25 protein-coding genes are annotated in these 25,228 nt (G+C 67.4%); 21 read left to right on the top strand and 4 right to left on the bottom strand.

Annotation, left to right across the window (positions count from 1 at the left end; genetic code table 11):
* Positions 1-127: 127 nt before the first annotated feature.
* A complete protein-coding gene (locus tag ABZY89_RS14310) occupies positions 128-592 on the top strand; it encodes a hypothetical protein (protein WP_355228125.1) in 465 nt (154 codons plus the stop codon).
* Between the two features lie 143 nt (positions 593-735).
* Here the strand turns inward: ABZY89_RS14310 and ABZY89_RS14305 are convergent, their stop codons facing one another.
* Positions 736-1,929, bottom strand: a complete 1,194-nt coding sequence (locus ABZY89_RS14305) for a lytic murein transglycosylase (protein WP_355228123.1) — start codon at positions 1,927-1,929, stop codon at positions 736-738.
* A gap of 212 nt (positions 1,930-2,141) precedes the next feature.
* Between ABZY89_RS14305 and rplK the strand changes: the two genes are divergently transcribed.
* From rplK to ABZY89_RS14275, 6 genes are all read left to right on the top strand, one after another.
* Positions 2,142-2,570 carry a 50S ribosomal protein L11 gene (gene rplK / locus ABZY89_RS14300; protein WP_141802520.1) on the top strand — a complete coding sequence of 143 codons (429 nt, stop codon included), beginning with the start codon at positions 2,142-2,144 and terminating at the stop codon, positions 2,568-2,570.
* Between the two features lie 61 nt (positions 2,571-2,631).
* On the top strand, positions 2,632-3,348 hold the full coding sequence (rplA, locus tag ABZY89_RS14295) for a 50S ribosomal protein L1 (RefSeq protein ID WP_355228121.1): 717 nt from the start codon (positions 2,632-2,634) through the stop codon (positions 3,346-3,348).
* 255 nt (positions 3,349-3,603) lie between these two features.
* Positions 3,604-5,178, top strand: a complete 1,575-nt coding sequence (locus ABZY89_RS14290; RefSeq protein WP_355228119.1) for a carboxylesterase family protein — start codon at positions 3,604-3,606, stop codon at positions 5,176-5,178.
* 79 nt (positions 5,179-5,257) lie between these two features.
* Positions 5,258-6,049 carry a transporter substrate-binding domain-containing protein gene (locus tag ABZY89_RS14285; RefSeq protein WP_355228117.1) on the top strand — a complete coding sequence of 264 codons (792 nt, stop codon included), beginning with the start codon at positions 5,258-5,260 and terminating at the stop codon, positions 6,047-6,049.
* Positions 6,046-6,864, top strand: coding sequence for an amino acid ABC transporter permease (locus ABZY89_RS14280; RefSeq protein WP_355228115.1), 819 nt, complete (start codon positions 6,046-6,048; stop codon positions 6,862-6,864). Before ABZY89_RS14285 ends, ABZY89_RS14280 begins: the two co-directional genes overlap by 4 nt.
* Complete coding sequence (locus ABZY89_RS14275) at positions 6,864-7,619, top strand: amino acid ABC transporter ATP-binding protein (RefSeq protein ID WP_355228113.1); 756 nt, start codon at positions 6,864-6,866, stop codon at positions 7,617-7,619. The genes ABZY89_RS14280 and ABZY89_RS14275 overlap by 1 nt, the downstream gene beginning before the upstream one ends.
* A gap of 10 nt (positions 7,620-7,629) precedes the next feature.
* Here ABZY89_RS14275 and ABZY89_RS14270 read toward each other — a convergent pair whose 3' ends face one another.
* A complete protein-coding gene (locus ABZY89_RS14270) occupies positions 7,630-8,814 on the bottom strand; it encodes an MFS transporter (protein WP_355228111.1) in 1,185 nt (394 codons plus the stop codon).
* A 64-nt stretch (positions 8,815-8,878) separates the two neighbouring features.
* Between ABZY89_RS14270 and ABZY89_RS14265 the strand changes: the two genes are divergently transcribed.
* Positions 8,879-9,418, top strand: a complete 540-nt coding sequence (locus tag ABZY89_RS14265; RefSeq protein ID WP_355228109.1) for a CGNR zinc finger domain-containing protein — start codon at positions 8,879-8,881, stop codon at positions 9,416-9,418.
* 107 nt (positions 9,419-9,525) lie between these two features.
* Positions 9,526-10,230: a maleylpyruvate isomerase family mycothiol-dependent enzyme gene (locus ABZY89_RS14260; protein WP_355228263.1), complete on the top strand. Its 705-nt coding sequence runs from the start codon at positions 9,526-9,528 to the stop codon at positions 10,228-10,230.
* On the opposite strand, the gene ABZY89_RS14255 is transcribed toward ABZY89_RS14260, so the two are convergent.
* On the bottom strand, positions 10,210-11,424 hold the full coding sequence (locus ABZY89_RS14255) for an MFS transporter (protein ID WP_355228107.1): 1,215 nt from the start codon (positions 11,422-11,424) through the stop codon (positions 10,210-10,212). The two genes, ABZY89_RS14260 and ABZY89_RS14255, sit on opposite strands and share 21 nt — an antisense overlap.
* Positions 11,425-11,690: 266 nt before the next feature.
* On the opposite strand from ABZY89_RS14255, the gene ABZY89_RS14250 reads away from it, so the two are divergent.
* The gene (locus tag ABZY89_RS14250) at positions 11,691-12,425 is read left to right on the top strand and encodes a hypothetical protein (protein WP_355228105.1); all 735 of its coding nucleotides are present in this window, start codon (positions 11,691-11,693) and stop codon (positions 12,423-12,425) included.
* Between the two features lie 153 nt (positions 12,426-12,578).
* Here ABZY89_RS14250 and ABZY89_RS14245 read toward each other — a convergent pair whose 3' ends face one another.
* Positions 12,579-13,568, bottom strand: coding sequence for an aldo/keto reductase (locus ABZY89_RS14245; RefSeq protein WP_355228103.1), 990 nt, complete (start codon positions 13,566-13,568; stop codon positions 12,579-12,581).
* 246 nt (positions 13,569-13,814) lie between these two features.
* Between ABZY89_RS14245 and rplJ the strand changes: the two genes are divergently transcribed.
* The 11 genes from rplJ to ABZY89_RS14190 all read left to right on the top strand — a co-directional run bounded on the left by rplJ (position 13,815) and on the right by ABZY89_RS14190 (position 25,139).
* Positions 13,815-14,396, top strand: coding sequence for a 50S ribosomal protein L10 (rplJ, locus tag ABZY89_RS14240; protein WP_141802531.1), 582 nt, complete (start codon positions 13,815-13,817; stop codon positions 14,394-14,396).
* A gap of 93 nt (positions 14,397-14,489) precedes the next feature.
* Positions 14,490-14,876: a 50S ribosomal protein L7/L12 gene (rplL, locus tag ABZY89_RS14235; RefSeq protein WP_141802532.1), complete on the top strand. Its 387-nt coding sequence runs from the start codon at positions 14,490-14,492 to the stop codon at positions 14,874-14,876.
* A 397-nt stretch (positions 14,877-15,273) separates the two neighbouring features.
* Entirely contained in the window at positions 15,274-16,260 is a 987-nt protein-coding gene (locus ABZY89_RS14230) for an ABC transporter ATP-binding protein (protein WP_355228100.1), read from the top strand.
* A complete protein-coding gene (locus ABZY89_RS14225) occupies positions 16,260-17,045 on the top strand; it encodes an ABC transporter permease (RefSeq protein ID WP_160025586.1) in 786 nt (261 codons plus the stop codon). The genes ABZY89_RS14230 and ABZY89_RS14225 overlap by 1 nt, the downstream gene beginning before the upstream one ends.
* 12 nt (positions 17,046-17,057) lie before the next feature.
* Positions 17,058-17,885 (top strand): ABC transporter permease, encoded by an 828-nt coding sequence (locus tag ABZY89_RS14220; RefSeq protein WP_355228099.1) that lies wholly within the window; start codon positions 17,058-17,060, stop codon positions 17,883-17,885.
* Positions 17,882-19,243, top strand: a complete 1,362-nt coding sequence (locus tag ABZY89_RS14215; protein WP_355228098.1) for an MCE family protein — start codon at positions 17,882-17,884, stop codon at positions 19,241-19,243. Before ABZY89_RS14220 ends, ABZY89_RS14215 begins: the two co-directional genes overlap by 4 nt.
* Positions 19,240-20,292 (top strand): MlaD family protein, encoded by a 1,053-nt coding sequence (locus ABZY89_RS14210; RefSeq protein WP_355228097.1) that lies wholly within the window; start codon positions 19,240-19,242, stop codon positions 20,290-20,292. Before ABZY89_RS14215 ends, ABZY89_RS14210 begins: the two co-directional genes overlap by 4 nt.
* Positions 20,289-21,263, top strand: coding sequence for an MCE family protein (locus ABZY89_RS14205; protein ID WP_355228095.1), 975 nt, complete (start codon positions 20,289-20,291; stop codon positions 21,261-21,263). The genes ABZY89_RS14210 and ABZY89_RS14205 overlap by 4 nt, the downstream gene beginning before the upstream one ends.
* A complete protein-coding gene (locus ABZY89_RS14200) occupies positions 21,260-22,399 on the top strand; it encodes an MCE family protein (protein ID WP_355228094.1) in 1,140 nt (379 codons plus the stop codon). The genes ABZY89_RS14205 and ABZY89_RS14200 overlap by 4 nt, the downstream gene beginning before the upstream one ends.
* Complete coding sequence (locus tag ABZY89_RS14195; protein WP_355228092.1) at positions 22,399-23,874, top strand: MCE family protein; 1,476 nt, start codon at positions 22,399-22,401, stop codon at positions 23,872-23,874. Before ABZY89_RS14200 ends, ABZY89_RS14195 begins: the two co-directional genes overlap by 1 nt.
* Positions 23,871-25,139, top strand: coding sequence for an MlaD family protein (locus tag ABZY89_RS14190; protein WP_355228090.1), 1,269 nt, complete (start codon positions 23,871-23,873; stop codon positions 25,137-25,139). Before ABZY89_RS14195 ends, ABZY89_RS14190 begins: the two co-directional genes overlap by 4 nt.
* The last annotated feature ends 89 nt before the right edge of the window (positions 25,140-25,228 follow it).

Raw genomic sequence — 25,228 nt, 5'->3', positions numbered from 1 at the left:
GGCGCGGGTGGATGCCGATTAGCATCCCCGTGGCCTGGGACGCTGCCGGGCGGCGACGTCTCGGGGAGGCCGGCAGGCGGCGAACTGTCGCCGATCGATGCCGTCGCCAGATTGAAGGAGAGCCACGATGAACGTACCTATCAGGACTCGGATCGCGGTGTCGCTCGCCGCCGTCACCATGCCCCTCCTTGCCGCGTGCGGTGCCGGATCAGAGCCGGGCGCAGCCTCATGCCTCGAGGAGGAGGCGGCGGTCAAGACCGCAGAGGCGGCAGTCGTGCCGCTGCAGGCCGAGGTCAAGACCCTGGAAGCAGTGCTCACCAAGGCGTCCGCCGCAGCTGAGAAGGCGGGAGCGGAAGCGGACAAGGTCGGCGAAGCGGCTGACGCCGCGAGTATGGGCACCAGCGCTGAGGATGCTGCTGCGTTCGCCGACATCATGGCGAAGTCTGCGGAGGCCACGGCGAAGGCTGCCGACCTCACCGCCAAGGCGGCCAAGGCCGAGGAGGCTGTGGCGGCTGCGGAGGAGAAGCTCGAGGAGGCCGAGGGTGCGGTGACGAAGGCCGAGGACGCGTTGGCTGTGTGCAAGGGAAACTGATCGCCGGCCGACCTGCGTCGGCCAGGGGTTGCCACTTCCGTTCATGTGTGTGGAAATTGTGGCCCCGACCTGCGAAGACGATGCGACAACCGTGCAGATGCAGGGAAGTTGCAGGCGTGGCCGACGCTCGACCGACGGTCTGATCAGGGCAGCGTCTTGATCAGCCACTCGACGTACCCGGTGATGTCGGTGACGACCCCGGGGACGTCAGCCTTGGTCTCGGTGACGGTCCTGCCGAGCAGCCGGACGCCACAGGCGTCGATGGCGCGGTTGGTGTCCCAGCCCGGCGCGAGGTCGGGGAAGCGGGAGGAGAGCTCGGCGGCACAGATGCCGCGGCGCTCGGAGATCGAGGCCCAGCTGCCGTCATCGGTCGGGGTGGGGCTGGGGCTCGGGGCCGTCGAGGGGGTCGGGCTCGGCTGGTTCGACGGCCGGGCGCCCGAGCTCGGCTTCGGGGTGACGGCGGGGGGCTTCTTCTTCCCGGGCTTCTGGTCGGCCTTCTTCGCCGCATTCTGTCCCGGGCGGCCAGGTTTCGGCTCGGCGTGCGCGGGCGCGGCGGCGAGCTCGACGTCGTCGCCGCCGTAGGGGCTGTCGGCGTAGCCCTTGGCGATCTTCAGGACGGTGGAGACGTACGCCTCGCTGCGGTTGTAGCGGGTGAGCGAGGCCTTCTTCCCCGCGTCGGTGGAGACGTCCTCGTCGCCGGAGCAGAGGTAGACGGCGGCGGCGAGCGCGGCGTCGTCGATGTCCTGCGGGTCGCGTACGCCGTCGCCGTCCCCGTCGACGGCCACCAATGGCCAGGTCGAGGGGATGAACTGCATCGGCCCGACGGCCCGGTCGCCGCTGGTGAGCTTGTCGACGGCACCGGCGTCGGTGTCGGGTGCGGGGTCGCCAGCGGGAGCGGTCAGTGCGGGACCGTAGATCGGAGGCGTGGCCTTGCCCGAGTCGTCGAGCCGGCTGCTCTTCAGGCGCCCGTGGTCGGACTCGACCATCCCGACGGCGGCGAGCAGCGTCCAGTCGAGGGCACAGGCCCGGTCGGCGGTGGTGACGACGGCGGCCGCGCGCTGGTAGGCGGCCAGTGCAGACATCGGGATGTCGCTTCCCTGCGCCATCGCGACGGCGATCGTGCCGGTTCGGGCGCCCTTGCGAGCCCCTTGTGCCGGCGCGGGCTTGGTGACGCTCGCAGGCTGCTCGATCGCCGACGTCACCAGGGTCTCGCCACCGGGCAGCGTCACGGGTTCGATCGGATCGAACCCGGTGCCGGTGGCGGCGGCGGTCCATCCCGCCGAGAGCGCGGCCAGCGGCACGAGCGCGGCGAACATGGACAGACGTCGATTGAACAATTCAGCTCCCTTTGTAAATCCCCGGGGGAGTATGCCAAGGGGAGTGGTGGCCGTCACTCAGGGGGTCCCACTCAGTGGGCCGCCCCCGCTGATTTCGTGAAGCCGGACGGATCACGGACAATTGACCAGTTGCGAGAGCAACACAGCAGGTGGCAGAGGCCGCAACGTACAAGCGGCTTCGTCATGACCACGAGAAGGAAGAGATCTCAAGAATGCCTCCGAAGAAGAAGATCGCAGCGCTCGTCAAGGTGCAGCTGCAGGCCGGTGCCGCGACCCCGGCCCCGCCCGTCGGTACCGCGCTCGGTCCGCACGGCGTCAACATCATGGAGTTCTGCAAGGCGTACAACGCCCAGACCGAAGCCATGCGCGGCAACGTGATCCCCGTCGAGATCACCATCTACGAGGACCGCAGCTTCACCTTCATCACCAAGACCCCGCCGGCCGCTGAGCTGATCAAGAAGGCCGCCGGCCTCAAGAAGGGCTCGTCCGTCCCGCACAAGGACAAGGTCGGCAAGCTGACCAAGGACCAGGTGCGCGAGATCGCGACCACCAAGCTGCCCGACCTCAACGCGGAGGACATCGACGCCGCGATGAAGATCGTCGAGGGCACCGCCCGCTCCATGGGCGTCACCACCGACTGACCGTGGGAGAGCCGCGCTGGCTCGCTAACCACATCTCCTCTTAACTACCGAAGGAATCACCATGCAGCGCAGCAAGACCTACCGCGCGGCGGAAGAGACGTTCGACAAGAACGAGCTCTACGCCCCGCTGGCCGCGATCAAGATCGCCAAGTCCTCCAGCAAGAAGAAGTTCGACGAGACCGTTGACGTCGTCATGCGTCTCGGCGTCGACCCCCGCAAGGCCGACCAGATGGTGCGCGGCACCGTCAGCCTGCCCCACGGCACCGGTAAGACGATGCGCGTCATCGTCTTCGCCGCTGCTCCGGACAAGGCCGAGGCCGCTCGCGAGGCCGGCGCGGACGTCGTCGGTGGCGACGACCTCATCGAGAAGGTCTCCGGTGGCTGGCTCGACTTCGACGCCGTCGTCGCGACCCCCGACATGATGGGCAAGGTCGGCCGCCTCGGCCGCGTGCTCGGCCCCCGTGGCCTCATGCCGAACCCGAAGACCGGCACCGTCACCCCGGACCCCGGCAAGGCCGTGTCCGACATCAAGGGCGGCAAGATCGACTTCCGGGTCGACCGTCACGCCAACCTTCACTTCATCATCGGCAAGGCCTCCTTCTCCGAGGCCCAGCTCGCTGAGAACTACGCCGCTGCTCTCGAGGAGGTGCTTCGTCTGAAGCCGTCCTCCTCCAAGGGCCGCTACCTGAAGAAGGTCACCGTGTCGACCACCATGGGCCCCGGTGTCCAGGTCGACCCCAACCGCGTCAAGAACGTGGCGGGTGAGGACGAGGCCTGAGCCTGTGACCCTGCGAGGAACGAGCAGGGTCACAACGCGAAGGGATCGAGCGAGCGCGCGGCTGAGCTTGCGAAGCCGCGACTGCGGGTCGAGATCCACCCTTCACGTGTGACCTGAGCACCGAGCGCTGTCGCCCAGACCGGGCGGCGGCGCTCGATGCATTTGTGCGCTGCGTACGTCTTCTTTCTGTTCTTCTGTCACTGCCGGGCGAGGGTGCCAACCCCTAGGTTCGGACGGTCGACGAAAGGAACATCGGTGCTCAGACTTCGTGCTCTCGTCCCGGTCCTTGCCGTAGCCCTGGTCGCGACGGCGGGCGTCACCGCCGCCGCGGCCGACCCGCCCGAACCGCCTGAACCGTCCGAACCGGTGGTCCGGACCGACAAGGGAGCGGTCCGGGGCGTTGCCCACGACGGCTTCCGGACGTTCCAGGGGATCCCGTACGCCGCCCCGCCCGTCGGCCGGCTCCGCTGGCGCGCCCCGGCGCCGGCTGACTCGTGGACAGGAGTGCGCGACGCCACCGAACCGGGCAGCCAGTGTGCGCAGCAGGCCCCGGCGTACGGAGGCGCGACGACCTACGAGGAGGACTGTCTGTTCCTCAACGTGTTCGCCCCCGACCGGCCGGCGAAGCGGAAGCTGCCGGTGATGGTGTGGTTCCACGGCGGCGGGAACACCACCGGCTCCAGCTCCGGCTACGACGCGAGCAAGCTCGCCGTCGAGGGTGACGTGGTGGTCGTGACGGTCAACTACCGCCTCGGCGCGCTCGGCTGGCTGGCGCATCCCGGGTTGGACGGGGCGTACGAGTCCGGCAACTACGGGCTGCTCGACCAGCAGGCTGCGCTGCGCTGGGTGCAGCGCAACATCGCCGCCTTCGGTGGCAACCGGGGCAACGTGACGATCTTCGGTGAGTCGGCCGGGTCGATCGACACCTGCGCCCAGATCGCCTCGCCGGCCGCCGCCGGACTGTTCCACAAGGCGATCCCGCAGAGCGGGAGCTGTGCGGCCGGCGCGCGCAGCGACGCGGGCTCCGCGGCCGAGGGCCAGCGGCTCGCCGCCGCGGTGGGCTGCGGAGAGGCGGCTGATGTCGCCGCCTGCCTGCGAGCCACCCCCGTCATGGAGCTGATCGAGGCCTTCGCCGCGGCCGGGCTCAACGCCGGACCGGTCGTCGGCGACCCGCGGGTGCTGCCGCAGACGTACCCCGATGCCATCGACTCCGGAAGGTTCAACCGGGTGCCGGTGCTGCACGGATCGACCCTGGACGAGATGCGGCTCTACGTCGGGCTCGAGTATCCGCAGCCGATGACGGTGGAGAAGTACGAGCAGGTCGTACGCAGCACCTACGGCCCCGCAGCCGAGGCCGTTCTCGGCCTCTACCCGGCGAGCGCCTACGACGACCCGCGCCACGCCCTGGCAGCGATCCGTACCGACTCGGCCGGTGCACTGTCCACCTGCGCCCATCAGGAGGCGTTCGCGAAGCTCGAGGCCGCCGGGGTGTCGGTCTTCGCCTACCAGTTCGCCGACCGGGGCGCACCGCCGCTGATCGACCTGCCGGGCTACGAGGAGGGTGCGGAGCACGCCACCGAGCTGACGTTCCTGTTCCCCGGGCTCCTGGGAGAGCTCGACGAAGGACAGCAGAAGCTGTCGGACACGATGGTCGCCTACTGGACCTCGTTCGCCCATCACGGTCGTCCGGTCGCACCCGGTGCGCCTCGTTGGCCGGCCTTCCGGGATTCCGGCGACGTACTTCAGCTGGCTCCTGGTGAGGCTGGGGTTCACCCGGTGGATACGGCCGCGACGAGCCACTGTGAGTTCTGGGCCGACATTCTCGGTTGATGAACGATCTCACTACGATGGCCCGCCACCTCAAGGGGTAGCGGGCCGTCGGTGGCCAAAGACACGTAGAGTGCCACGCATGAATCTGCGGAAGTTCGCTGCTGCCCTGACCGTTCCCGTCCTCGGCCTGGCGCTCGCCGCCTGCGGTGGCGGCGACGAGGGTGGCACCTCCCCGTCGGGTGCGAAGCTGGTCAAGGCCGACACCCTGACCATCTGCACGCACCTTCCCTACAAGCCGTTCGAGTTCAACGAGGGCGGCGAGGTCGTCGGCTTCGACATCGACGTGCTCAAGATCGCGGCCGACGCCGAGAAGCTCGAGACCGAGGTCGTCAACATCGGCTGGGAGACCATCGTCTCCGGTGAGGCCCTCAACTCCGGCAAGTGCGACGTCGCCGCTGGCGCGATGACGATCACCGAGGAGCGGGAGAAGGTCATGGACTTCACCGAGCCCTACTTCGAGGCGACCCAGGCCCTGATGACCAAGAAGGGTGCGGGCTACGCGTCGCTCGACGACCTCGGCGGCAAGACCATCGCGGTCCAGGAGGCGACCACCGGCGCCGACTACGTCAAGGAGAACGCCCCCGAGGACACCAAGATCATCACGCTCGAGGACTCCGCGCTGATGATGCAGGCGGTCAAGTCCGGCAAGGCCGACGCGGGCGTCAACGACAACGGTCTGCTCTACGACTTCGTGAAGTCCAACTCGGACATGGAGATCACCAGCGAGTTCCAGACCGGTGAGGCGTACGGCTTCACGGTCAAGAAGGGCGGCAACGACAAGCTGCTCGAGGTGCTCAACAAGGGCATCAACGACAAGGCTGCCTATGACAAGGTCTACAACAAGTGGTTCGGGGAGGCTGCCGCGCAGTGAGTAGCGCGGCCGTAGTTCCCAAGAAGCGGATGTCGCCGCGCAAGCGCGCGGCGCTCGTCCGTTACATCCAGTACGCCATCTTGGTGCTGCTGGTCGTCGGCATCGCGCTGATCGCCGACTGGGGCGAGATCAGGCGGGCATTCTTCGACCTCGACATCGCGGCGGCGCAGTTCCCCGACGTCATCGTGATCGCGCTCAAGAACACGATCATCTACACCGCCTGCGGGTTCGCGTTCGGACTGGCGTTGGGTCTCGTGCTCGCATTGATGAGGCTCTCGAGCGTGGGCCCCTACCGGTGGATCTCTACCGGAGTCATCGAGCTCTTCCGTGGCTTGCCTGCTTTGGTCGTCTTCCTGGTGCTGGGCCTCGGCTACTCGCTCGCCTTCGGCCGGCAGCTCCCGGGCGGCAACCTCGGCACGGTGACGCTGGCGCTTGGTCTGGTCGGCGGCGCCTATATGGCCGAGACGATCAGGGCCGGCATCCAGGCGGTGCCGAAGGGTCAGTACGAGGCGGCACGCACCCTGGGCATGACGCACAGCCGGGCGATGGTCACCATCGTCCTGCCGCAGGCGTTCCGGGTGATCCTGCCGCCGCTGACCAACGAGCTGATCCTGCTTACCAAGGACTCCTCGCTGGTCTACATTCTCGGGCTGTCGCTGGATGAGTACGAGCTCACCGCGTTCGGGCGCGAGGCCATGAACGCCAACGCGAACCTGACTCCGATGGTCACCATCGCGCTGTGCTACCTGATGATCACAGTGCCGCTCTCGATCGTCGTACGCCGCATGGAAGCCAAGTCCGGGAAGGCCCGCTGATGACCCAGACGACCTCCGATCGTGGCGCAGCCGCGATCGACGTACGGCAGCTGCACAAGTACTTCGGCGACAACGAGGTGCTCAAGGGCATCGACTTCCACATCGGCCGGGGTGAGGTGGTCTGCGTGGTCGGGCCCTCCGGGTCCGGCAAGTCGACGCTGCTGCGCTGCGTGAACATGCTCGAGGAGCCGACCAGCGGCACGATCCTGGTCGAGGGCGACGAGATCACCGATCCGGACGCCGACGTAGACGCGCTGCGCGCGCGGATCGGGATGGTCTTCCAGCAGTTCAACCTGTTCCCGCACATGACCGTGTTGCGCAACCTGACGGTCTCGCAGCAGAAGGTGCTCAAGCGCGGTAAGGCCGAGTCGCTGGAGATCGCTCGGGCCAACCTGGAGAAGGTCGGGCTCTCGGACAAGGCCGACGCCTACCCGGCCCACCTCTCCGGTGGCCAGCAGCAGCGCGTCGCCATCGCCCGGGCGCTGTCGATGAACCCCGACATGATGCTCTTCGACGAGCCGACCTCCGCGCTGGACCCCGAGCTCGTCGGGGATGTCCTGGCGGTCATGAAGGACCTGGCTGCCGAGGGCATGACCATGATGGTGGTGACCCACGAGATGAGCTTCGCCCGCGAGGTCGCCGACAAGGTCGTCTTCATGGACGGCGGCGTGATCGTCGAGGAGGGCCTCCCCGCCGACGTCCTCGGCAACCCCCAGCACGAACGCACCCAGGCGTTCCTCGCCCGCGTGCTCTGAGGCGTGACGTTCACCGACGCAGCTCGGTGAACGTCACGCTCGCCACCGGCGCGGTGACCACTGCTAGAGCGAGGCAGAGGCACGCGCCGGCGAGCCATACCGTCGGGACCCCGTGTGACAACAGACCGGTGGCAAGCATCGGCCCGATCGTCTGCGCGATCCCCCAGCAAGTCCCGTAGGCCGCCAGGTAGCCCGCCCGCGAGCCGTCTGTGGCCGCCAAGCCGGCCACGAGCGCGATCGGCGGGCCTAGCAGAAGCACCTCGCCGAGGGCGACGATCGCGGAGCCGAGTGCGAGGAGCGGCAGCGGTGCGGCGTACGCGATCACGGCGAAGCCGACTGCCATCAGGACCAGTCCCGAGCGGATGAGCGTGAAGGGCCGAGCGGCGGCGCCGCGGAGCAGGCGCTGGCCGGCGATCGTGGTCAGCGCGGCGACCACGAGCAGCCAGCCGGTGGCCGCGGCGTCGTGCCCGCGGGCGGAGACGGTGAGGGGGAGAGCGATCGTGCTCAGAATCCATGCGGTGGCGAACCCGGTGCCGAGCGCGAGCATCGTCAGGAGCCGACGGTCACGCCAGGGGCTCGGCCCGGACCGCTGCCGGCGCACACCTCGAGCCGTGGTGTCCCGCACGAGTGCGAGGACGAGAACCGCGGCGCACAGGCAGGTGAGCGCGTCGGCGACGAAGAGCAGACGCAGGTCGATGCCGCCCACGAGGGCGGCCACTGCTCCCGCCGCCACACCGGCGACCGCCATCGCAGCGCCATAGAGTCCGTACGCCTGCGGTCGCCGCTCCACCTCCACCGACTCCGCGATCAGCGCCTGGGAGGCGGGCTCGTAGATCTCGTACGCCAGCCCGAGCAGCGTCGCGCCGATCAGTGCACCGGCGATCCCAGGGGACGCGGCGATGACCAGCTGGGCCACCGCGCAGGCGACGAGGCCCGCGACGATGGTCGGCCGGCGGCCCACCGTGTCGGCCATCCAGCCGCCGAGGAGCCTCGACGGGATGGTGGCGACACCGAAGGCCGTCACGACCGCACCGGCCGTGGCGAGCGAGGCCCCATGCACCTCGACCAGGGCGACCGCCATGAAGGCCATGGCGAACGAACCCAGCCGGTTGACCGCTCGGGCGATGACCAGCACGACGAGGGATCGCGGCCACCGTGCGCCTCGGTGACTGATCAATGGTTGAATGACGGTCATGGCTGAGACCGTAGGACCCGAACTCGTGACTGGTCAAATACATTTCGACAGTCACGTGCATACGGTGACCGAGCAGGCCTGCAAGCTCGTCAACGCGCTGACCCCGGGGCATGACGGCACCCGCCCGGTGCAGACCCCTCCCTCCGGCCGGCGGGCGCAGATCGTCAGCGACCTGCTGGCCCGTCCCGACTACCAGCCCCAGGTCGATGAGACCGATGCCGACGGCATGGTTGCGCTCGCCGAGTCCCTGCGCGTCGTTTTCGAGGCAGCGTCCGGCGGCGACCTCGACACCGCCGCCACCGCGGTCAACGCGCTCATGCGCGAGATGGGCTCGGTCCCACAGCTCGACCGGGCCCGCGGGGGAGGCTGGGCCCTGCACTTCCACGGCCGTGACCCCGGCCTCGTCATCGGCTGGGGCGCGGGAATCGCCGCCGGCCTCGCGCTGGCGATCGGCTCCGACCTGGCCGGCCGCCTCGGCGTCTGTCAGGCCGACCCGTGCGATCGCGTCTTCGTCGACACCTCCAAGAACGCCGGCCGGCGCTTCTGCTCCACCCGCTGCCAGAGCCGCGTGAAAGCGGCTGCCCATCGCGCCCGCCAGAAGTAGTCCGGGACGTTCTGGTCCCTCTACTGTCGAGTAATGGGCGAGAACGTCCCGAACTACCTCGGTGGCCGTGTGCGACCTTCGCGGTCGGTAGGGTCTGCGTCGTGCCAATGCCTGATGACTACTTCGTGACCCTTGGTGCGCTGCAGTCGGAGTTCGCGGCCGCGCTGAAGCAGGCCGACCCGGATGTGCCGGTTCCGTCCTGTGACGACTGGTCGATCGGCGATCTGGCCGATCATCTGGCCGGCGTGCACCACTGGGCGGCGGCGATGGCGCGCGGCGAGGACGAGGAGCCGCTGCCGGTGCCGTTGGACCTGGTCGTGGCCTATGAGGAGCAGGCGGCCGAGTTGCGCGAGACGCTCTCGGCGCTGGGGCCGGAGGCGACCGGCCGGATCCTCAACGGGCTGACCGAGGACGGCCGTGGGCCGGTCTCGTTCTGGTTCCGGCGTCAGGTGCACGAGACCCTGGTCCACCTCTGGGACATCCGTACTGCGCTCGGGCTCGACGCACCGGAGGCCACCCCGGAGCTCTGGGCCGACACGGTCGATGAGGTGCTGACCGTGATGTACCCGCGGCAGATCGCCCTGAAGCGCACGCGAAAGGTCGTCACCCGCATCGAGCTGACCGCGACCGACATCGACCAGACCTGGGCGATCGGCGCTCCGAACGCGGTGCAGAAGGTGTCCGTCACCGGATCCGCTCGTGACCTGGCGCTGCTCCTCTGGGGTCGTACGACGCCGCGGTCCGCCGACCTGACCGTCACTGGTGACGAGGCCGCCCTGGCCGAAGCGCTCTCACGTGCGCTCGTCCCGTAGCCGAGACTGTAGTCGGGTACGGTCGGCGCGGCCGGTCCAGTAGCCCACCCACACCGCTCCGGCGAGCGAGAAGAGCCCGAGTGCGACCGGAGCGGCGGCGATCGAGAAGACCGCGGCCAGACCGGAGACCAGGAGCGGCCCGCCGGTGCCGCCGAGGTCACCGCAGAGCCGCCAGCCGCCGAGGAACTGGGCTCGTCCGTCCTCCGGTGCGGCATCGGCGCCGAGCGTCATCACGATGCCCGAGCCGAGGCCGTTGCCGATGGCGATCAGCGCCATCACGGCACCCAGACTGAGCGCGTCGTGGGTGAGGGGGAGCAGCAGACATCCGAGGCCGACGGCGAGCACCACCGGGATCGCCACGACCTGGCGCCCGCGATGGTCGAGCAGCCAGCCGCCGGGGAGGGTGAGAGCGATGTCGACCAGCGCGGCCCCGGCGAAGAGCAGCGAGACCACCGAGGCCTCGAGATGGATGTGGTCGGCCCAGAGCGGGAGCAGGCCGGTGCGTACGGACCGGGAGATCCCGATGATCACCACCGCCACCCCGAGCGTGGCGAAGGTTCGGCGGTGGGTCCACAGCACGCTGCGTACGCTCAGATGCCCCTGCTCGCGAGATCGAGTCCGGCCGAGCTCGGGCATCCAGCCGCCGATCACCGCCGAGCACAGCGACATCGCGGCCGCGAACAGGAAGACCACGGGGAGGCCGAAGGCGTGGATGAGCCCGGCGCCGAGCAGCGGTCCGACGAAGACCCCGAGCCGGAACGACCCGCCCAGCAGCGACATCGCCCGCGCCCGGTGGGAGAGCGGGGTCGCGTCGATGAGGAAGCCCTGCCGCGCGATCAGGAACGCCGTCCAGCTCATCCCGCTCACGAACACGGCGATGGCGAGCACGGCGACCGAGCTGCTGAGGAACGCCACGGTCATCGCGACCGCGTCGAGAGCCCCGGCACCCATCAGCGTCCGCCGCTCGCCGATCCGGGCCACCAACGACCCGGCGGGCAACGAGGTGGCCAGCGACCCGATCCCGAGCAGCGCGACCACGAACGCGGCCGTCGACGCGTCCGCCCCCAGGTCGGAGGCCCGAAGCGCCAGGACCGGCATCACCGCGCCGTGCCCCATGGAACTGACGATCGAGGGCGCGTACGCCACCAGCGCGATGTCTCGGAACCGGAACTCCGTCGTCGTCTCCGTCGTCACCCCTTTACTCTGCCCGATTCGTTACCGAGGCTCACTATTTGTACGCCGACCGAGACGACCCGAGCGAGAGGTCAGCCCGGTCGGCCGAGACTGCCGCTTCGGCCGAGGATGGTCCTCGGCCCCGTTCCCGAAACCATTCGCCGATAGCCTGCCCGTATGGCGGAGCCTGGTTTGATCTGGAAATATGCCAAAAGGCATGGGCACTGCCCGCCCGGACAGTACGTGAGCTGTATCTGATGAGGGCCCAATTAACACGCTCCCGAATCATGTGGGAGTTGCTCTCAACAGGTGTCGATGATTCGGACGACCTCGCCATGTTTCGCAACATGCTGCGGCTGTTCTCGAAGCGACAGCTCAAGGACTTTCGGGGTCACCTAGACAGGACGCTCGAGACTGTGTCGGTGGTCGATATCGTCGATGACGCGGGTTGTTCCTATGTCGGGGATGCGAAGTTGGCTGCGGCAATGATGCTCTTGGCGAGCGGGCGGGACCGCACTGCGGAGGCGATCGCTGCTGGTGTGGTGACCGTTCCTGAGCCGGTGGAGCGGGGGCTTGATCTGATGGAGGTCTTGGAGGCGGAGACTGAAGAGCCTGAGCAAGATTGGGCCGACGGCAAGGTGATCTTCTCGGTTCCGGGTGTCACTGAGGTCGCCGCCCGTGCGCCTAACATCGCGCGCGGGTTTGAACGTGCGGAGGGGATCGTCGAAAGCGACAACGCGCTTCAGGCAGTCATTGACAGCGGCAAGGTCAAGTCGGTCTATGTCGAGATTTTCGCATGGCACATGGATGGCGCCGTTGAGGCTCCGAAGCTTTCCCGCCGTAACGGGCGGTGCAAGGTCTCTGCGGTGTTCGATCTCGATGTCCTCCCCGAAGACCGATCAGATGTGGGGATCGAGCTCGTCGTTGATCTTGTTCGCCAAGCCGGCGCTCGGTTCAAGTTGCCGGTTGCTGACCTGGTCAGCAGGCTCGAGCTGGCTGCCCAGGCAGCGCGCAACCAGTAGCAGACACCCGGATCGGGTCCCGGGAGTCGAGGGACGACCGGTGTGAGGGCGTGACCGCGCGAAACACGAAACGCCGAGACGTCACTCAGGTCGGCCGAGACGGCAACTCAGTGCCCACTCGGCCGACGCGAGCGACGCCTCGGCCGGGGTGAGTCACCAGCGGGAGTGGATGGCCTCGCGGAAGTGGGTGTCGTAGATCTGGCGTACGCCGGAGAGCAGCTCCTCGGAGAGCGCCGGCAGCGAGCCGGCGGCGGAGTTGGCGTGGGCCTGGGACGTCTTGCGGGCGCCGGGGATGACGGTGGTGACGCCGGGCTGCTGAGCGACCCAGGCGAGGGCGACCTGCGCGGGCGTCGCGCCCTCGGGGCCATGCTCGGTGGCTAGGGCGGCGAACTCCTGGGCGGCCTTGACCCCGGTGGCGTAGTCGACGCCGGAGAAGGTCTCACCGACGTCGAAGGCCTCGCCGTGGCGGTTGTAGGTGCGGTGGTCGTCGGCGGCGAAGGTGGTCGACTCCGAGTAGCGACCGGACAGCAGCCCGGAGGCCAGCGGCACCCGCGCGATGATCCCGACGCCGGCCTCCGCGGCCGCCGGAAGCACCAGATCCAGCGGCTTGAGCCGGAACGCGTTCAGGATGATCTGGACAGAGGCCACGTGGGGCCTCGCGATCGCGGCCAGGGCCTGATCGCAGGTCTCCACGCTGACGCCGTACGCAGCGATCACCCCTTCCGAGACCAGGGTCTCCAGCGCGTCATAGGTCGCCGAGGACTCGATCGTCTCCGTCGGCGGGCAGTGCAGCTGCACCAGGTCGATCGTGTCGACCCCGAGGTTGGTGCGCGAGCGATCGAGCCACTCACGGAAGGCGGCGAGCGTGTAGTTCGAGGGCACCTGGTCCACCCGGCGCCCCATCTTCGTGGCCACGAAGATCCCGTCGTGCGACCGCAGGAACCGCCCGATCACCTGCTCGCTCCGGCCGTCCCCGTAGACGTCGGCGGTGTCGAGGAAGGTCACCCCGTCGCCGACCGCCGCCTCGAGCACCGCCAGGGCATCCGACTCGCTGACCTCGCCCCAGTCGGCGCCGAGCTGCCAGGTGCCGAGACCGATGACCGACGCCGAGCGACCGATCCTTCCGAAGGTGTGGCTCTCCATGCGGCAAACGTACTGCCGTCCGCCGATTTGGCGGCACCCGGCGGCGTACGCATAATTGATGTCTGAAACCAGAGACCGCCGGTTGTCAGGTGCGCATGCACTCGATCGAAGGTTCCGCAGGATGCGGACGACCAGCGTAGGTGAAGAGCAAGACGAGATCGTACGTCACGCCCTGAGCCTGCGCTCGGGGCGTTTGTCATTCATGGGCCCTCACCGACGGAATCGATTCCCGGAAGAAGGAGACCCATGGCGCGGGCTGACAAGCAGGCTGCCGTTGCCGAGATCGCTGACGAGTTCAGCGCCTCGACCGGTGCCGTGCTGACCGAGTACCGCGGTCTCACCGTGGGCGAGCTGAAGACTCTTCGTCGCTCGCTCGGTGAGCACGCAAACTACGCCGTGGTCAAGAACACGCTGGCCAAGATCGCTGCCTCTCAGAGCGGCATCGAAGGCTTCGATGACCTGCTGACCGGCCCGACCGCGATCGCCTTCATCAAGGGTGACGTCGTCGAGGCGGCCAAGGGTCTGCGTGACTTTGCCAAGGCCAACCCCAACCTTGTCATCAAGGGCGGGTACCTCGACGGCAAGGCCATCGACGCTGCTGAGGTTGGCAAGCTTGCCGACCTCGAGTCGCGCGAGGTCCTGCTCGCCAAGCTTGCGGGCGCGTTCACCGCGTCGCTGTCGCAGGCTCTGTACGCCTTCAACGCTCTGCCCTCGAAGACCGCGCAGCTCGCTGCCGCTCTCGAGGCCAAGGCCGCGGAGGACCCCTCGATCCTCGCAGGTGGTGCCGCTGAGCCGGCTGCCGCCGAGGAGGCTCCGGCCGAGGCCTGATGGCCCCGGTCGTAACTAACCACCACCTGTAACCCGGCCCCGCTGCGTACTCACAGAAAAACGCACAGGGCCACCACGAAAGGAAATGCCATCATGGCGAAGCTCTCCACCGACGAGCTGCTCGACGCTTTCAAGGAGCTCACCCTCATCGAGCTCTCCGAGTTCGTCAAGGCCTTCGAGGACACCTTCGGTGTCACCGCTGCCGCTCCGGTCGCCGTTGCCGCTGCCGGCGCCCCGGGCGCCCCGGCCGCCGCCGCTGAGGAGGCCAAGGACGAGTTCGACGTCATCCTCGAGGCCGCTGGTGACAAGAAGATCAACGTCATCAAGGAGGTGCGCGCTCTGACCTCCCTCGGTCTGAAGGAGGCCAAGGAGCTCGTCGAGGGTGCCCCCAAGGCTGTCCTCGAGGCCGCCAACAAGGAGACCGCTGACAAGGCGAAGGAGGCCCTCGAGGCCGCCGGCGCCACGGTCACCGTCAAGTGATCTGAGGGCTTCGGCCCTTGAGCCCGGGTTCGGCGGATTCCGCCGGGCCCGGGCTTTCTCTACATTGCGGAAACAGTTCCGCAACAGATCGGGCAAGCTGCAGCGCAGTGCTCCGATCGTTCAAGCCGCGGGTTGCTACTCCTGAGTAGCCACTCGCGGTTTGTTTCGTTATCTTGAACACACGCCGGGCGTGAAGGGTCGCAATCCGACCGTCGACGTTTTGGCCGGGGGAGTCCGTCTCGGGTGGTGATCACCGTCATCGTTCGCAGGCCACTATGGTTTACAAAAGTGTGACGCGTGTCGCGGAAAGTGCGTAACCCCCGTCACACTCTGCCGTTAGTCGGGCAGTGGGGACTTGAGGGAGACCCCCACGCGAACAGGAAGGGAGCCGGCCCGGATGGGTGTAGACGTAAAGATCGAAGGGCTGACCAAGAGCTTTGGTAAGCAGCTCATCTGGAAAGATGTCTCGTTGACCCTGCCTGCGGGCGAGATCAGCGTGATGCTGGGTCCGTCCGGCACGGGCAAGTCGGTGCTCCTCAAGACTCTGATCGGTCTGATCAAGCCCGACACGGGCTCCGTGGTCATCGAGGGCGTCGACATCGCCAGCTGCTCGGAGCGAGACCTCTACGAGGTTCGCAAGCTGTTCGGCGTGCTGTTCCAGGACGGCGCCATGTTCGGTTCCATGGACCTCTTCGACAACGTCGCGTTCCCGCTTCGTGAGCACACGAAGAAGAGCGAGTCCGAGATCCGCAACATCGTCATGGAGAAGATGGACCTGGTCGGTCTCATCGGCGCCGAGAACAAGCTCCCCGGCGAGATCTCCGGTGGTATGCGCAAGCGTGCCGGTCTGGCGCGTGCTCTGGTCCTCGACCCCGAGATCCTGCTGATCGACGAGCCCGACTCGGGTCTTGACCCGGTGCGTACGGCCTTCATCAACCAGCTCTTCATCGACCTGAACGCGCAGATCGACGCGACCTTCCTGATCGTCACCCACGACATCAACTCGACGCGTACGGTCCCGGACAACATCGGCCTGCTCTACCACAAGCACCTGGCGATGTACGGGCCCCGCGAGATGCTGCTGAGCTCCGAGGAGCCGGTGGTGCGGCAGTTCCTCAACGCCCAGACGATCGGCCCGATCGGCATGTCCGAGGAGAAGGACGCCGACGAGCTGGCCGCCGAGAAGGACATGGGTCTGCCGCCGCTGCCGCCGATCCCGATGCAGCTCGAGCCGTCCAACGGCATCCCGCGCAAGTACCAGCGTCCCCCCGGCGCTTGGTGCCGAGAGAACGGTGTCACCCCGCCGCCGGGATCGTTCCAGGCAGACGCGGCCATGGCCCCCGGCGGCGTGAAAGCAGCAGATCCCACAGAGGCTCCTTACTGATGTCATCTCTGACCGCCGCCAGGGTCCTGAAACCGATCGGGACCGCTGGCTCGCTCTTCGCGTTCGGTCTGGACGTGGGGCGCGCCGTGTTCCGGCGCCCCTTCCAGTTCCGAGAGTTCATCCAGCAGGCGTGGTTCATCGCGTCAGTGACGATCGTCCCGACCGCGCTGGTCGCGATCCCCTTCGGCGCGGTCATCGCGCTGCAGGTCGGTGGCCTCGTGGCCCAGTTCGGTGCGCAGTCCTTCGTCGGGTCGGCCGCGGTCCTCGCGGTCGTCCAGCAGGCTGCCCCGATCGCGACCGCGCTGCTGGTCGCGGGCGCCGGTGGCTCGGCGATCGCCGCCGACCTCGGCGCTCGGAAGATCCGTGAAGAGCTCGACGCCATGATGGTTCTGGGCATCGACCCGATCCAGCGGCTGGTGGTCCCGCGGGTTCTCGCCTGCATGATGATCGCGGTCTTCCTCAACGGCCTGGTCTCGATCGTCGGCGTCATGGGCGGGTACGTCTTCAACGTCATCATCCAGGGCGGCACTCCGGGTGCCTACCTGGCCAGCTTCACCGCGCTCGCGCAGATGGCCGACCTGTGGCAGGGCCTCGCGAAGGCTCTCGTGTTCGGTCTGATCGCGGCGATCGTGGCTTCGTACATGGGCATGAACGCCGGCGGCGGCCCCAAGGGCGTCGGTGACGCCGTGAACCAGTCGGTCGTCATCACGTTCCTGCTGCTGTTCATCGTGAACTTCGTGATGTCTGCGATCTTCCTGCAGATCATCCCGAGCAAGTCCGGATAGGAGGCGAGACGGATGGCAAACCTCAAAGCGATCTACGAGAAGCCCGCCAAGAGCCTCGACCACCTCGGTGACGAGCTCGGCTTCTACCTGCGCGCGATCTCGTGGTTCCCGCGCACACTGAGGCGCTACAAGAAGGAGATCCTCCGGATCCTCGCCGAGGTCACCCTCGGCTCGGGGGCGCTGGCCGTCATCGGCGGCACCGTCGGCGTGATCCTGGCGATGACCTTCTTCACCGGTGCCCAGGTCGGCCTCTCGGGCTACACCGCCCTCGACCAGCTCGGCACCTCGGCGTTCTCCGGCTTCGTGTCGGCCTACTTCAACACCCGCGAGATCGCGCCGCTGGTCGCCGGCATCGCGCTCGCGGCGACGGTCGGCTGCGGCTTCACCGCCCAGCTGGGCGCGATGCGCATCTCCGAAGAGGTGGATGCCCTCGAGGTCATGGCGATCCCGTCGCTGCCGTTCCTGGTGACCACCCGGATGATCGGCGGCCTGATCGCGATCGTGCCGCTCTACGTGGTCGGCCTGCTCTCCTCCTACGTCGCCACCCGGTTCACGGTGATCCTCTTCTACGGCCAGAGTGCGGGCACGTACGACCACTACTTCAACACGTTCCTGCCGCCCATCGACGTGCTGTGGTCCTTCGGCAAGGTGCTGATCTTCGCCGTCGTCGTGATCCTGATCCACTGCTACCACGGCTACAACGCCTCCGGCGGCCCCGCAGGGGTCGGTGTCGCGGTCGGTAAGGCGGTGCGTACGAGCATCGTCGCCGTCTCCGTGCTCGACCTGATGCTCTCGATGGCGATCTGGGGCAGCACGACGACAGTGAGGTTGGCGGGATGACTCAGACACTCGCTCGCGACGAGGTCCATCACGACCTGCCCACGCCGCACAAGAGAAGCGCCGTGGCGCTCGCCTGGGGCCGGCAGAAGGGCAAGATCCTCGGGATCCTCTTCCTCGCGCTGCTCCTGGCCGCGCTCGTCCTGACCTGGGCGCAGTTCACCAACCGGTTCGGACAGTACGAGGAGATCACCCTCAAGGCCGACCGCATCGGTCTTCAGCTCCCCGAGCGTGCCGACGTGAAGGTCCGTGGCCTGATCGTCGGTGAGGTCCTCGAGATGAAGCCCACCGACGAGGGTGCCGAGCTGACCCTGGGGCTGTTCCCCGAGGAGATCAGCAAGGTCCACCCGGACGTGACCGGCGCGATCCTCCCGAAGACCCTCTTCGGCCAGAAGTACGTCTCGCTGGTCCCGCCCGACACCGACTTCACCGAGCCGATCAAGGCCGGTGCGGTCATCGAGAAGACCAAGATGGCCACCGAAGTCCAGGCCGTGCTGCGTGACCTCTACCCGCTGCTGCGGACGATCCAGCCGGCCGACCTCAACAACACGCTCAACGCGCTCGCCACCGCGCTCGAGGGTCGCGGCGACAAGCTCGGAGAGTCGCTCGACACCCTCGACTCTTACCTGAAGCGGCTGAACCCCGAGATCCCGGCGCTGATCGAGGACCTCGAGCTCGCCACCGAGGTCTCCGGCACCTACCAGGCCGTGCTTCCGGAGATCGGTCAGATCCTGCGCAACACCATCGTCACCGCGACCACGCTCGAGGACCGCGAGGTGGAGCTCAAGAGGATGCTGACCGACGTCACCGCGTTCTCCAACACCGCCGACAAGTTCCTCGACGACAACGGCGACACGCTGATCCAGGTCGGCGAGGTCGGTCGGCCGGTCACCCAGACGCTGGCCCGTTACGCCCCGATGTTCCCGTGCCTCATCGGCGGCATGGACATCCTGACCGACGAGTTCACCGAAGTGTTCCGCAACAACACCGTCCACATCACGCTGGAGACGCTGCCGCACCAGGCGCGTCCCTACTCGACCAAGGACAAGCCGCGCTACGGCGAGGACAGCGGGCCCTACTGCGGCGAGATGCCGAACGCGTCCTGGAGCCAGAAGAAGCCGTTCGCGCCGTTCCCCAACAAGAACGACGGCGTCGACGAGCCCACCGGAAAGGGTGTCATGCGCTCCGCCACCGGGACGACCGGCTACTCGGCCCTGTCCTACGTCGGTACGTCGGCCGAGACCGATGTCATCAACGAGCTGTTCGCCCCGGGCATGGGCATGACCGCCAGCGAGGTCCCGGACCTCGGCGGGCTGCTGCTCGGCCCGGCCGCACGCGGAGCTGAGGTGACGTACGAATGAGCGCAGTGAAGCTCTTCGACGCCAAGACCTTCCAGGACTTCTGGAAGCTGGTGATCTTCGTGATCGTCACGACGCTGGCCACCGGCCTGCTCGCGATCACGATCGGCAACGTGACCTTCGGGCAGACCGATGAGTACAAGGCCGTCTTCACCGACGTCACCGGTGTGAACAAGGGCGACGACGTACGCATCTCCGGGGTCAAGGTCGGCTCGGTCAAGGGCATCGAGATCTCCGACGATGCCCGCAGCGCCGTGGTCACCTTCACGGTCGACAGCGCGCAGCAGATCGCGACCACGACCGAGGCGACGATCAAGTACCGCAACCTGATCGGCCAGCGCTACCTCGCGCTGACCAACCAGCTGGTGGGCGACGCCTCCGCGATGCAGGAGGGCCAGACCATCCCGGTCGGGCAGACCCACCCGGCGCTCGACCTGACGGTGCTCTTCAACGGGTTCAAGCCGCTCTTCCAGGCGCTGTCGCCCAACGACGTCAACACCCTGTCCTACGAGATCGTCCAGGTCTTCCAGGGCGAGGGCGGCACGCTGGAGAGCCTGCTCTCCCACACCGCCTCGTTGACCTCGACGCTGGCCGAGAAGGACCAGGTCATCAACGCCCTGATCGACAACCTCACCGAGGTGCTCGAGCACGTGGGCGACCGCGAGAAGGAGCTCTCCAGCCTGATCGTGACCTTCCGCGACTTCGTCGGCGGTCTCAACAACGACCGCGAGGCGATCCTCGGCTCCCTGGACCAGATCTCGGCGCTCTCCGTGGAGACCGCCGACCTGGTGCACGAGGCGAAGGACCCGCTGCTGGAGGACCTGCGGCAGGCCCGGAGGTTCTCCGACGAGGTGGCCAAGGACAAGCGCCAGCTCGACGACGCCCTCGAGCTCCAGCCGATCAAGCTGGACAAGATCGGCGCGACGGCCAGCTACGGCGGTTGGTTCAACTTCTACCTGTGCGGTCTGCGAGGCACGATCCGCGACCCTGAGGGCAAGGACCTCGAGATTCCGCTCTACGAGCCCGGTCAAGCGAGGTGCAACCTCGGATGATTCCCTTCCGCGAACGTAACCCAGTCAAGATCGGCGCCGTCTCGATCGCCGTCCTCGCCATGCTGATGGTGATGGCGTTCAAGGCCGACAGCCTGCCGCTGATCGGTGGTGGCACCACCTACTACGCCAACTTCTCCGAGGCCGGTGGCCTCAAGACCGGCGACGAGGTCCGGGTGGCCGGCGTCCGGGTCGGCAAGGTCGACTCGATCGAGCTCGACGGCAACCAGGTCAAGGTCGGCTTCAAGATCCGCGAGAAGGTCAACTTCGGTGAGAACTCCGGAGCCGGCGTACGCGTGAAGACGCTGCTCGGCGACATGTTCCTCGAGCTGCAGCCGGCCGGAGAGGGCCAGATGAAGGCGGGAGCCACCATCCCGGTGGACCGCACGGAGTCTCCCTACGACGTGGTCGAGGCCTTCGAGGGCCTGGCCGACACCTCCGCCAACATCGACAAGGACCAGCTCGCCGCGGCGCTCACCACGCTCGCCGACCTGACCCGGTCGACGCCGGAGGAGTTCCAGGCCGCCCTCACCGGCGTCTCCGACCTCTCCCGCAACCTGGCCGCGAAGGACGAGCGCATCGAGTCGCTGCTCACCCAGCTCGACCGGGTGACGAAGGTGCTCGACGAGCGCGATGAGGACCTGATCACGCTGATGAACGACGCCAACCAGCTCTTCGCTGCGTTGGTCGAGCGGCGCGAGGCGGTCCACAACCTGCTGATCTCGACCCAGCTGCTCTCGAAGGAGCTCTCCCAGCTGGTCGACGACAGCCGTGCCGACCTCAAGCCGGCGCTGGAGAGCCTCGACGTGATCCTCGACGTCTTCACGAAGAACGAGGAGAACCTCGAGAAGTCCCTGCGGCTGATGGCGCCGTTCTACAAGGTCTTCAACAACACCCTGGGCAACGGCCCCTGGTGGGACACCTACATCCAGAACATGCCTCCCGTCCCGGCTCTCACTGGGAGGACCCCGTGAACAAGATCATCGTTCCGATCATCATCGGTGCTCTCGTCCTCGGGGTCGGGGCCTGGGCGCTGGTCCGCGACACCGGTGAGAAGACGCTCGTGGCGCACTTCCCGCGCACGGTCTCGCTCTACGAGGGCAGCGACCTGCGCGTGCTCGGCGTCGCCGTCGGCAAGGTGACCTCGGTCGAGCCGAACGGCACCGACGTCAAGGTCACCCTGGAATACAAGGGCGACGTCGACCTGCCCGCGGACGCCAAGGCCGTGATCATCTCGCCGTCGATCGTCGGCGACCGCTACGTCCAGGTCACGCCGGCCTACGACGGCGGCAAGAAGCTGGCCGACGGTGCGGTGCTGAGCACCGACAAGACCTCGGTCCCGGTCGAGCTCGACCAGATCTACTCCAGCGTCGACGACCTCGTGGTTGCGATCGGTCCCGACGGAGCCAACAAGAACGGCGCCCTCACCGACCTGCTGCAGCAGACCGCGAAGAACCTCGGCGGCCAGGGCGAGAAGATCAACTCGACCGTCGGCGACCTCGGCAAGCTGACCAAGGTGCTCGACAACCGCGACGAGCAGTTCTTCGACTCGGCCGAGCAGCTCGAGGGCTTCATCGGCACGCTCGCCGAGAACGACAAGACCGTACGCGACTTCGCCCAGGCGCTCGCCGAGGTCTCGTCGATGCTGGAGGGTGAACGCGAAGAGCTCGCCGCGTCGATGAAGAACCTCTCGGTGGCGCTGAACAAGGTGACCCAGTTCGTCCGGGACAACAAGGCGATCCTGCGCGAGGACATCCAGAGCCTCAACCGGATCGGCAAGGTCCTCGTGAAGCAGCGCAAGGCGCTCGACGAGAGCCTCCGGACCGCTCCGCTGGCGCTCAACAACCTTGGCCTGGCCTACAACCCGGAGACCGCCACGCTCGACACCAACGCCAACATCACCATGATCCTCGACGAGATCATCGAGAACCCGGCCTCGTTCCTGTGCAGCCTCGTGGACCAGGCGACCGACGGCAGCAGCGCCGAGATCTGCTCGCAGATCCGGCAGGTGCCGGGCCTGAACCGCTCCGCGGCAATCGGTCTCGGCACCGGTTCGTCCTATGGAGTGCCTTATGACATGTCCCTCGGCGGCCTGGTGGAGGTGAAATGATGACGACGACGATGAAGCGCGCTGTCCAGGCGTTCGTCGGTGTGGTCGCCGGCGCCCTGATGCTGACCGGCTGTGGCACCTTCTCGGTCTATGACCTCCCGCTCCCGGGCGGCGTGGACGCCGGTGACGACGCGATCTCGGTCACCGCGCAGTTCGAGGACACCCTCGACCTGGTGCCCCAGTCGACCGTCAAGCTCGAGGACATCGACGTCGGCAAGATCAACAAGATCTGGCTCGACGACGGCGTCGCCACCGTCGAGATGCTGCTGAAGAAGGACGTCAGCCTGCCGAGCAACGCCCGTGCGTCGATCCAGCAGACCTCCCTGCTGGGCGAGAAGTTCGTCTCGCTGGAGCGGCCGGCCGAGCCCGATTCGACCAAGCTCGCCGACGGCTCGACCATCCCGCTGTCGCAGACCGGCCGCAACCCGGAGATCGAAGAGGTCTTCAGTGCGCTGAGCCTGCTGCTCAACGGTGGTGGCGTCGCTCAGCTGAAGACGATCTCGACCGAGCTCAACAAGGCGCTCGCCGGCCGTGAGGACTCCGCCCGCTCCGTACTCCACCAGGTGGAGAAGCTGGCGCGCGACCTCGACAACAACAAGGAGAAGATCGTCGCGGCCATCGAGGCGCTCGATGCGCTGGCGAAGGCCACCAACGCGCAGATGGGCTCCATCGACGCCGCCCTCGACGAGCTGCCCTCGGCGATCTCCAGCATCGACAAGCAGCGCGCCGACCTGGTCAAGATGCTCAAGGCCCTGGAGCGGCTCGGAGACACCGGGGTACGTGTCATTCGGGCGTCCAAGGACAACACCATCGGCATCATCAAGGACCTCAGGCCGGTCCTGTCGAACCTGGCCGACTCCGGCGACGACTTCGTCCGGGCGATGAACACGATCCTCACCTATCCGTTCGTCGACGCGGCGGTCGGTGGTTCGCCGCAGGCGGCGCGCAACCTGCACATGGGTGACTTCGTCAACCTCGACGTCACCGTCGACCTCAACCTCGACACGCTGCTCCAGAACGCGCCTCGGGTCGGCAGCACCGTCTGCTGGGGTCTCGAGGAGATCAACCGGAAGCTCAAGACGTATCCGGACGAGGAGACGGCTCTCGACTGGCTCAACAACCTCACGAACGTCTGCAAGGACGGCGGGCTGGCCAGCGCCATCGACACCTGCCAGGAGGTGCTGACCGGACAGTCGTCCTCGGCGCCCCAGGCGTGCGTGACGGGCGTGCTGGGTTCGATCGGGAAGACCCTCGACGGCCTGCTCGGGCTCGGCGCTCCCTCGTCCAACGGCGGGAGCACCACCGACGACGGCTCCGGGTGCGTACTGCTCCTGTTCTGCCGTGCCGGTGCGACACCGGGGACACATGCGGTGACGTACGACGAGCTGAGCAAGGAGCTCGACCCGGGGCTGACCTCGCTGATGATCCCCGCGCTGAGCACCTCGAGCAACACTCATCAGGAGGGCGTCTCATGATCACCCGCCGTACGAAGATGCAGCTGATGGTCTTCTTGCTGATCACCCTCGTCGGGGTCAGCTTCGTCGGTGCGCGCTACGCCCGCCTGGGGTCCCTGTTCGTCAAGGACCACTACGTCGTGATGGCCCACTTCGAGCAGTCCGGCGGCATCTACGAGGACGCCGAGGTCGACTACCGAGGCGTGAAGATCGGCCAGGTCGGTGAGCTGGTGCTCAACCGCAGCGGCGTCGACGTGACCCTGAAGATCGACAAGGGGTGGAAGGACAAGATCCCGGCCGACAGCCTCGCCGTGGTCGGCAACCGCTCCGCCGTCGGTGAGCAGTACGTCGAGCTGCAGCCGCAGTCGAAGGGTGGGCCCTACCTCGAGGACGGCTCCGAGATCGCTCGCGCCGCGACGACCACGCCGCTGCCGACCGAGAAGCTCCTCGAGGACGTCACCACGACGGTGAACTCGGTCGACCAGAAGGCGCTCACCACGACGATCGACGAGCTCGGCAAGGGTTTCGCCGGCACCGGTCAGGACCTGCAGACCATCATCGACACCGGCACCGCCTTCGTGGAGACCGCCGACCAGAACTTCGCCCTCACCACGCAGCTGATCCGGGACAGCAACACGGTCCTCCAGGGCCAGCTGGACAGCAGCTCGGCGATCAAGTCGTTCGCGACCGACCTGGAGCTGTTCACCGGCACCCTGGCCGGCTCCAACAAGGACCTGATCAGGCTGATCGAGAGTGGCTCGGCCAGCTCGATCGAGCTGCGGCAGTTCCTGGAGCAGAACGACGTGGAGATCAGCGAGCTCCTCAACGAGGTGCTGGTGACCGGCAAGGTCGTCCGGAAGAACCTGCCGGGCGTCAGGCACCTGCTCTCGATCTTCCCGGTCGTCGTCGAGGGCAGCTTCGCGGTCGTCGACGTCGGCCACCCCGGTCTGGCGCAGGCCCACTTCGGGTTGGCGCTGACCACTCAGGCGCCGTGCAAGAAGGGCTACGAGAGCACGAAGAAGCGCAGCCCGCTGGACCTGCAGAGCCGTCCGTTCAACACGGAGGTCTCCTGCACCGAGGACCCGAGCAAGTCGAACCCCCGTGGCTCCAGCCAGGTTCCGCGTGCGGCCGTCGGCGGCACCGCCTCGATCGCCAGCTTCGACCCGGACACCGGCGAGCTCACCTGGGGCGAGGCCGAGGAGACCACGGTGTCGACCGCGGCTCCCGCCTCCTACGGTGAGGACGCCTGGAAGTGGCTCTACCTGCAGCCGATGGAGACCGAGTAGCCGGACCCCTGACCACCACGCAGCCGACCGGGGTCGGGGCCCGAAGTGCTGCCGCATCGACCGACTCGCCCGCGGCGTACGGTGTTGAT

Origin of the sequence: Nocardioides sp. NPDC006303, from assembly GCF_040613175.1 — a bacterium.
Taxonomy (GTDB): Bacteria; Actinomycetota; Actinomycetes; order Propionibacteriales; family Nocardioidaceae; genus Nocardioides.
Note: the sequence above shows the minus strand (reverse complement) of the source record. Positions and strands in the feature narration are given on the sequence as shown.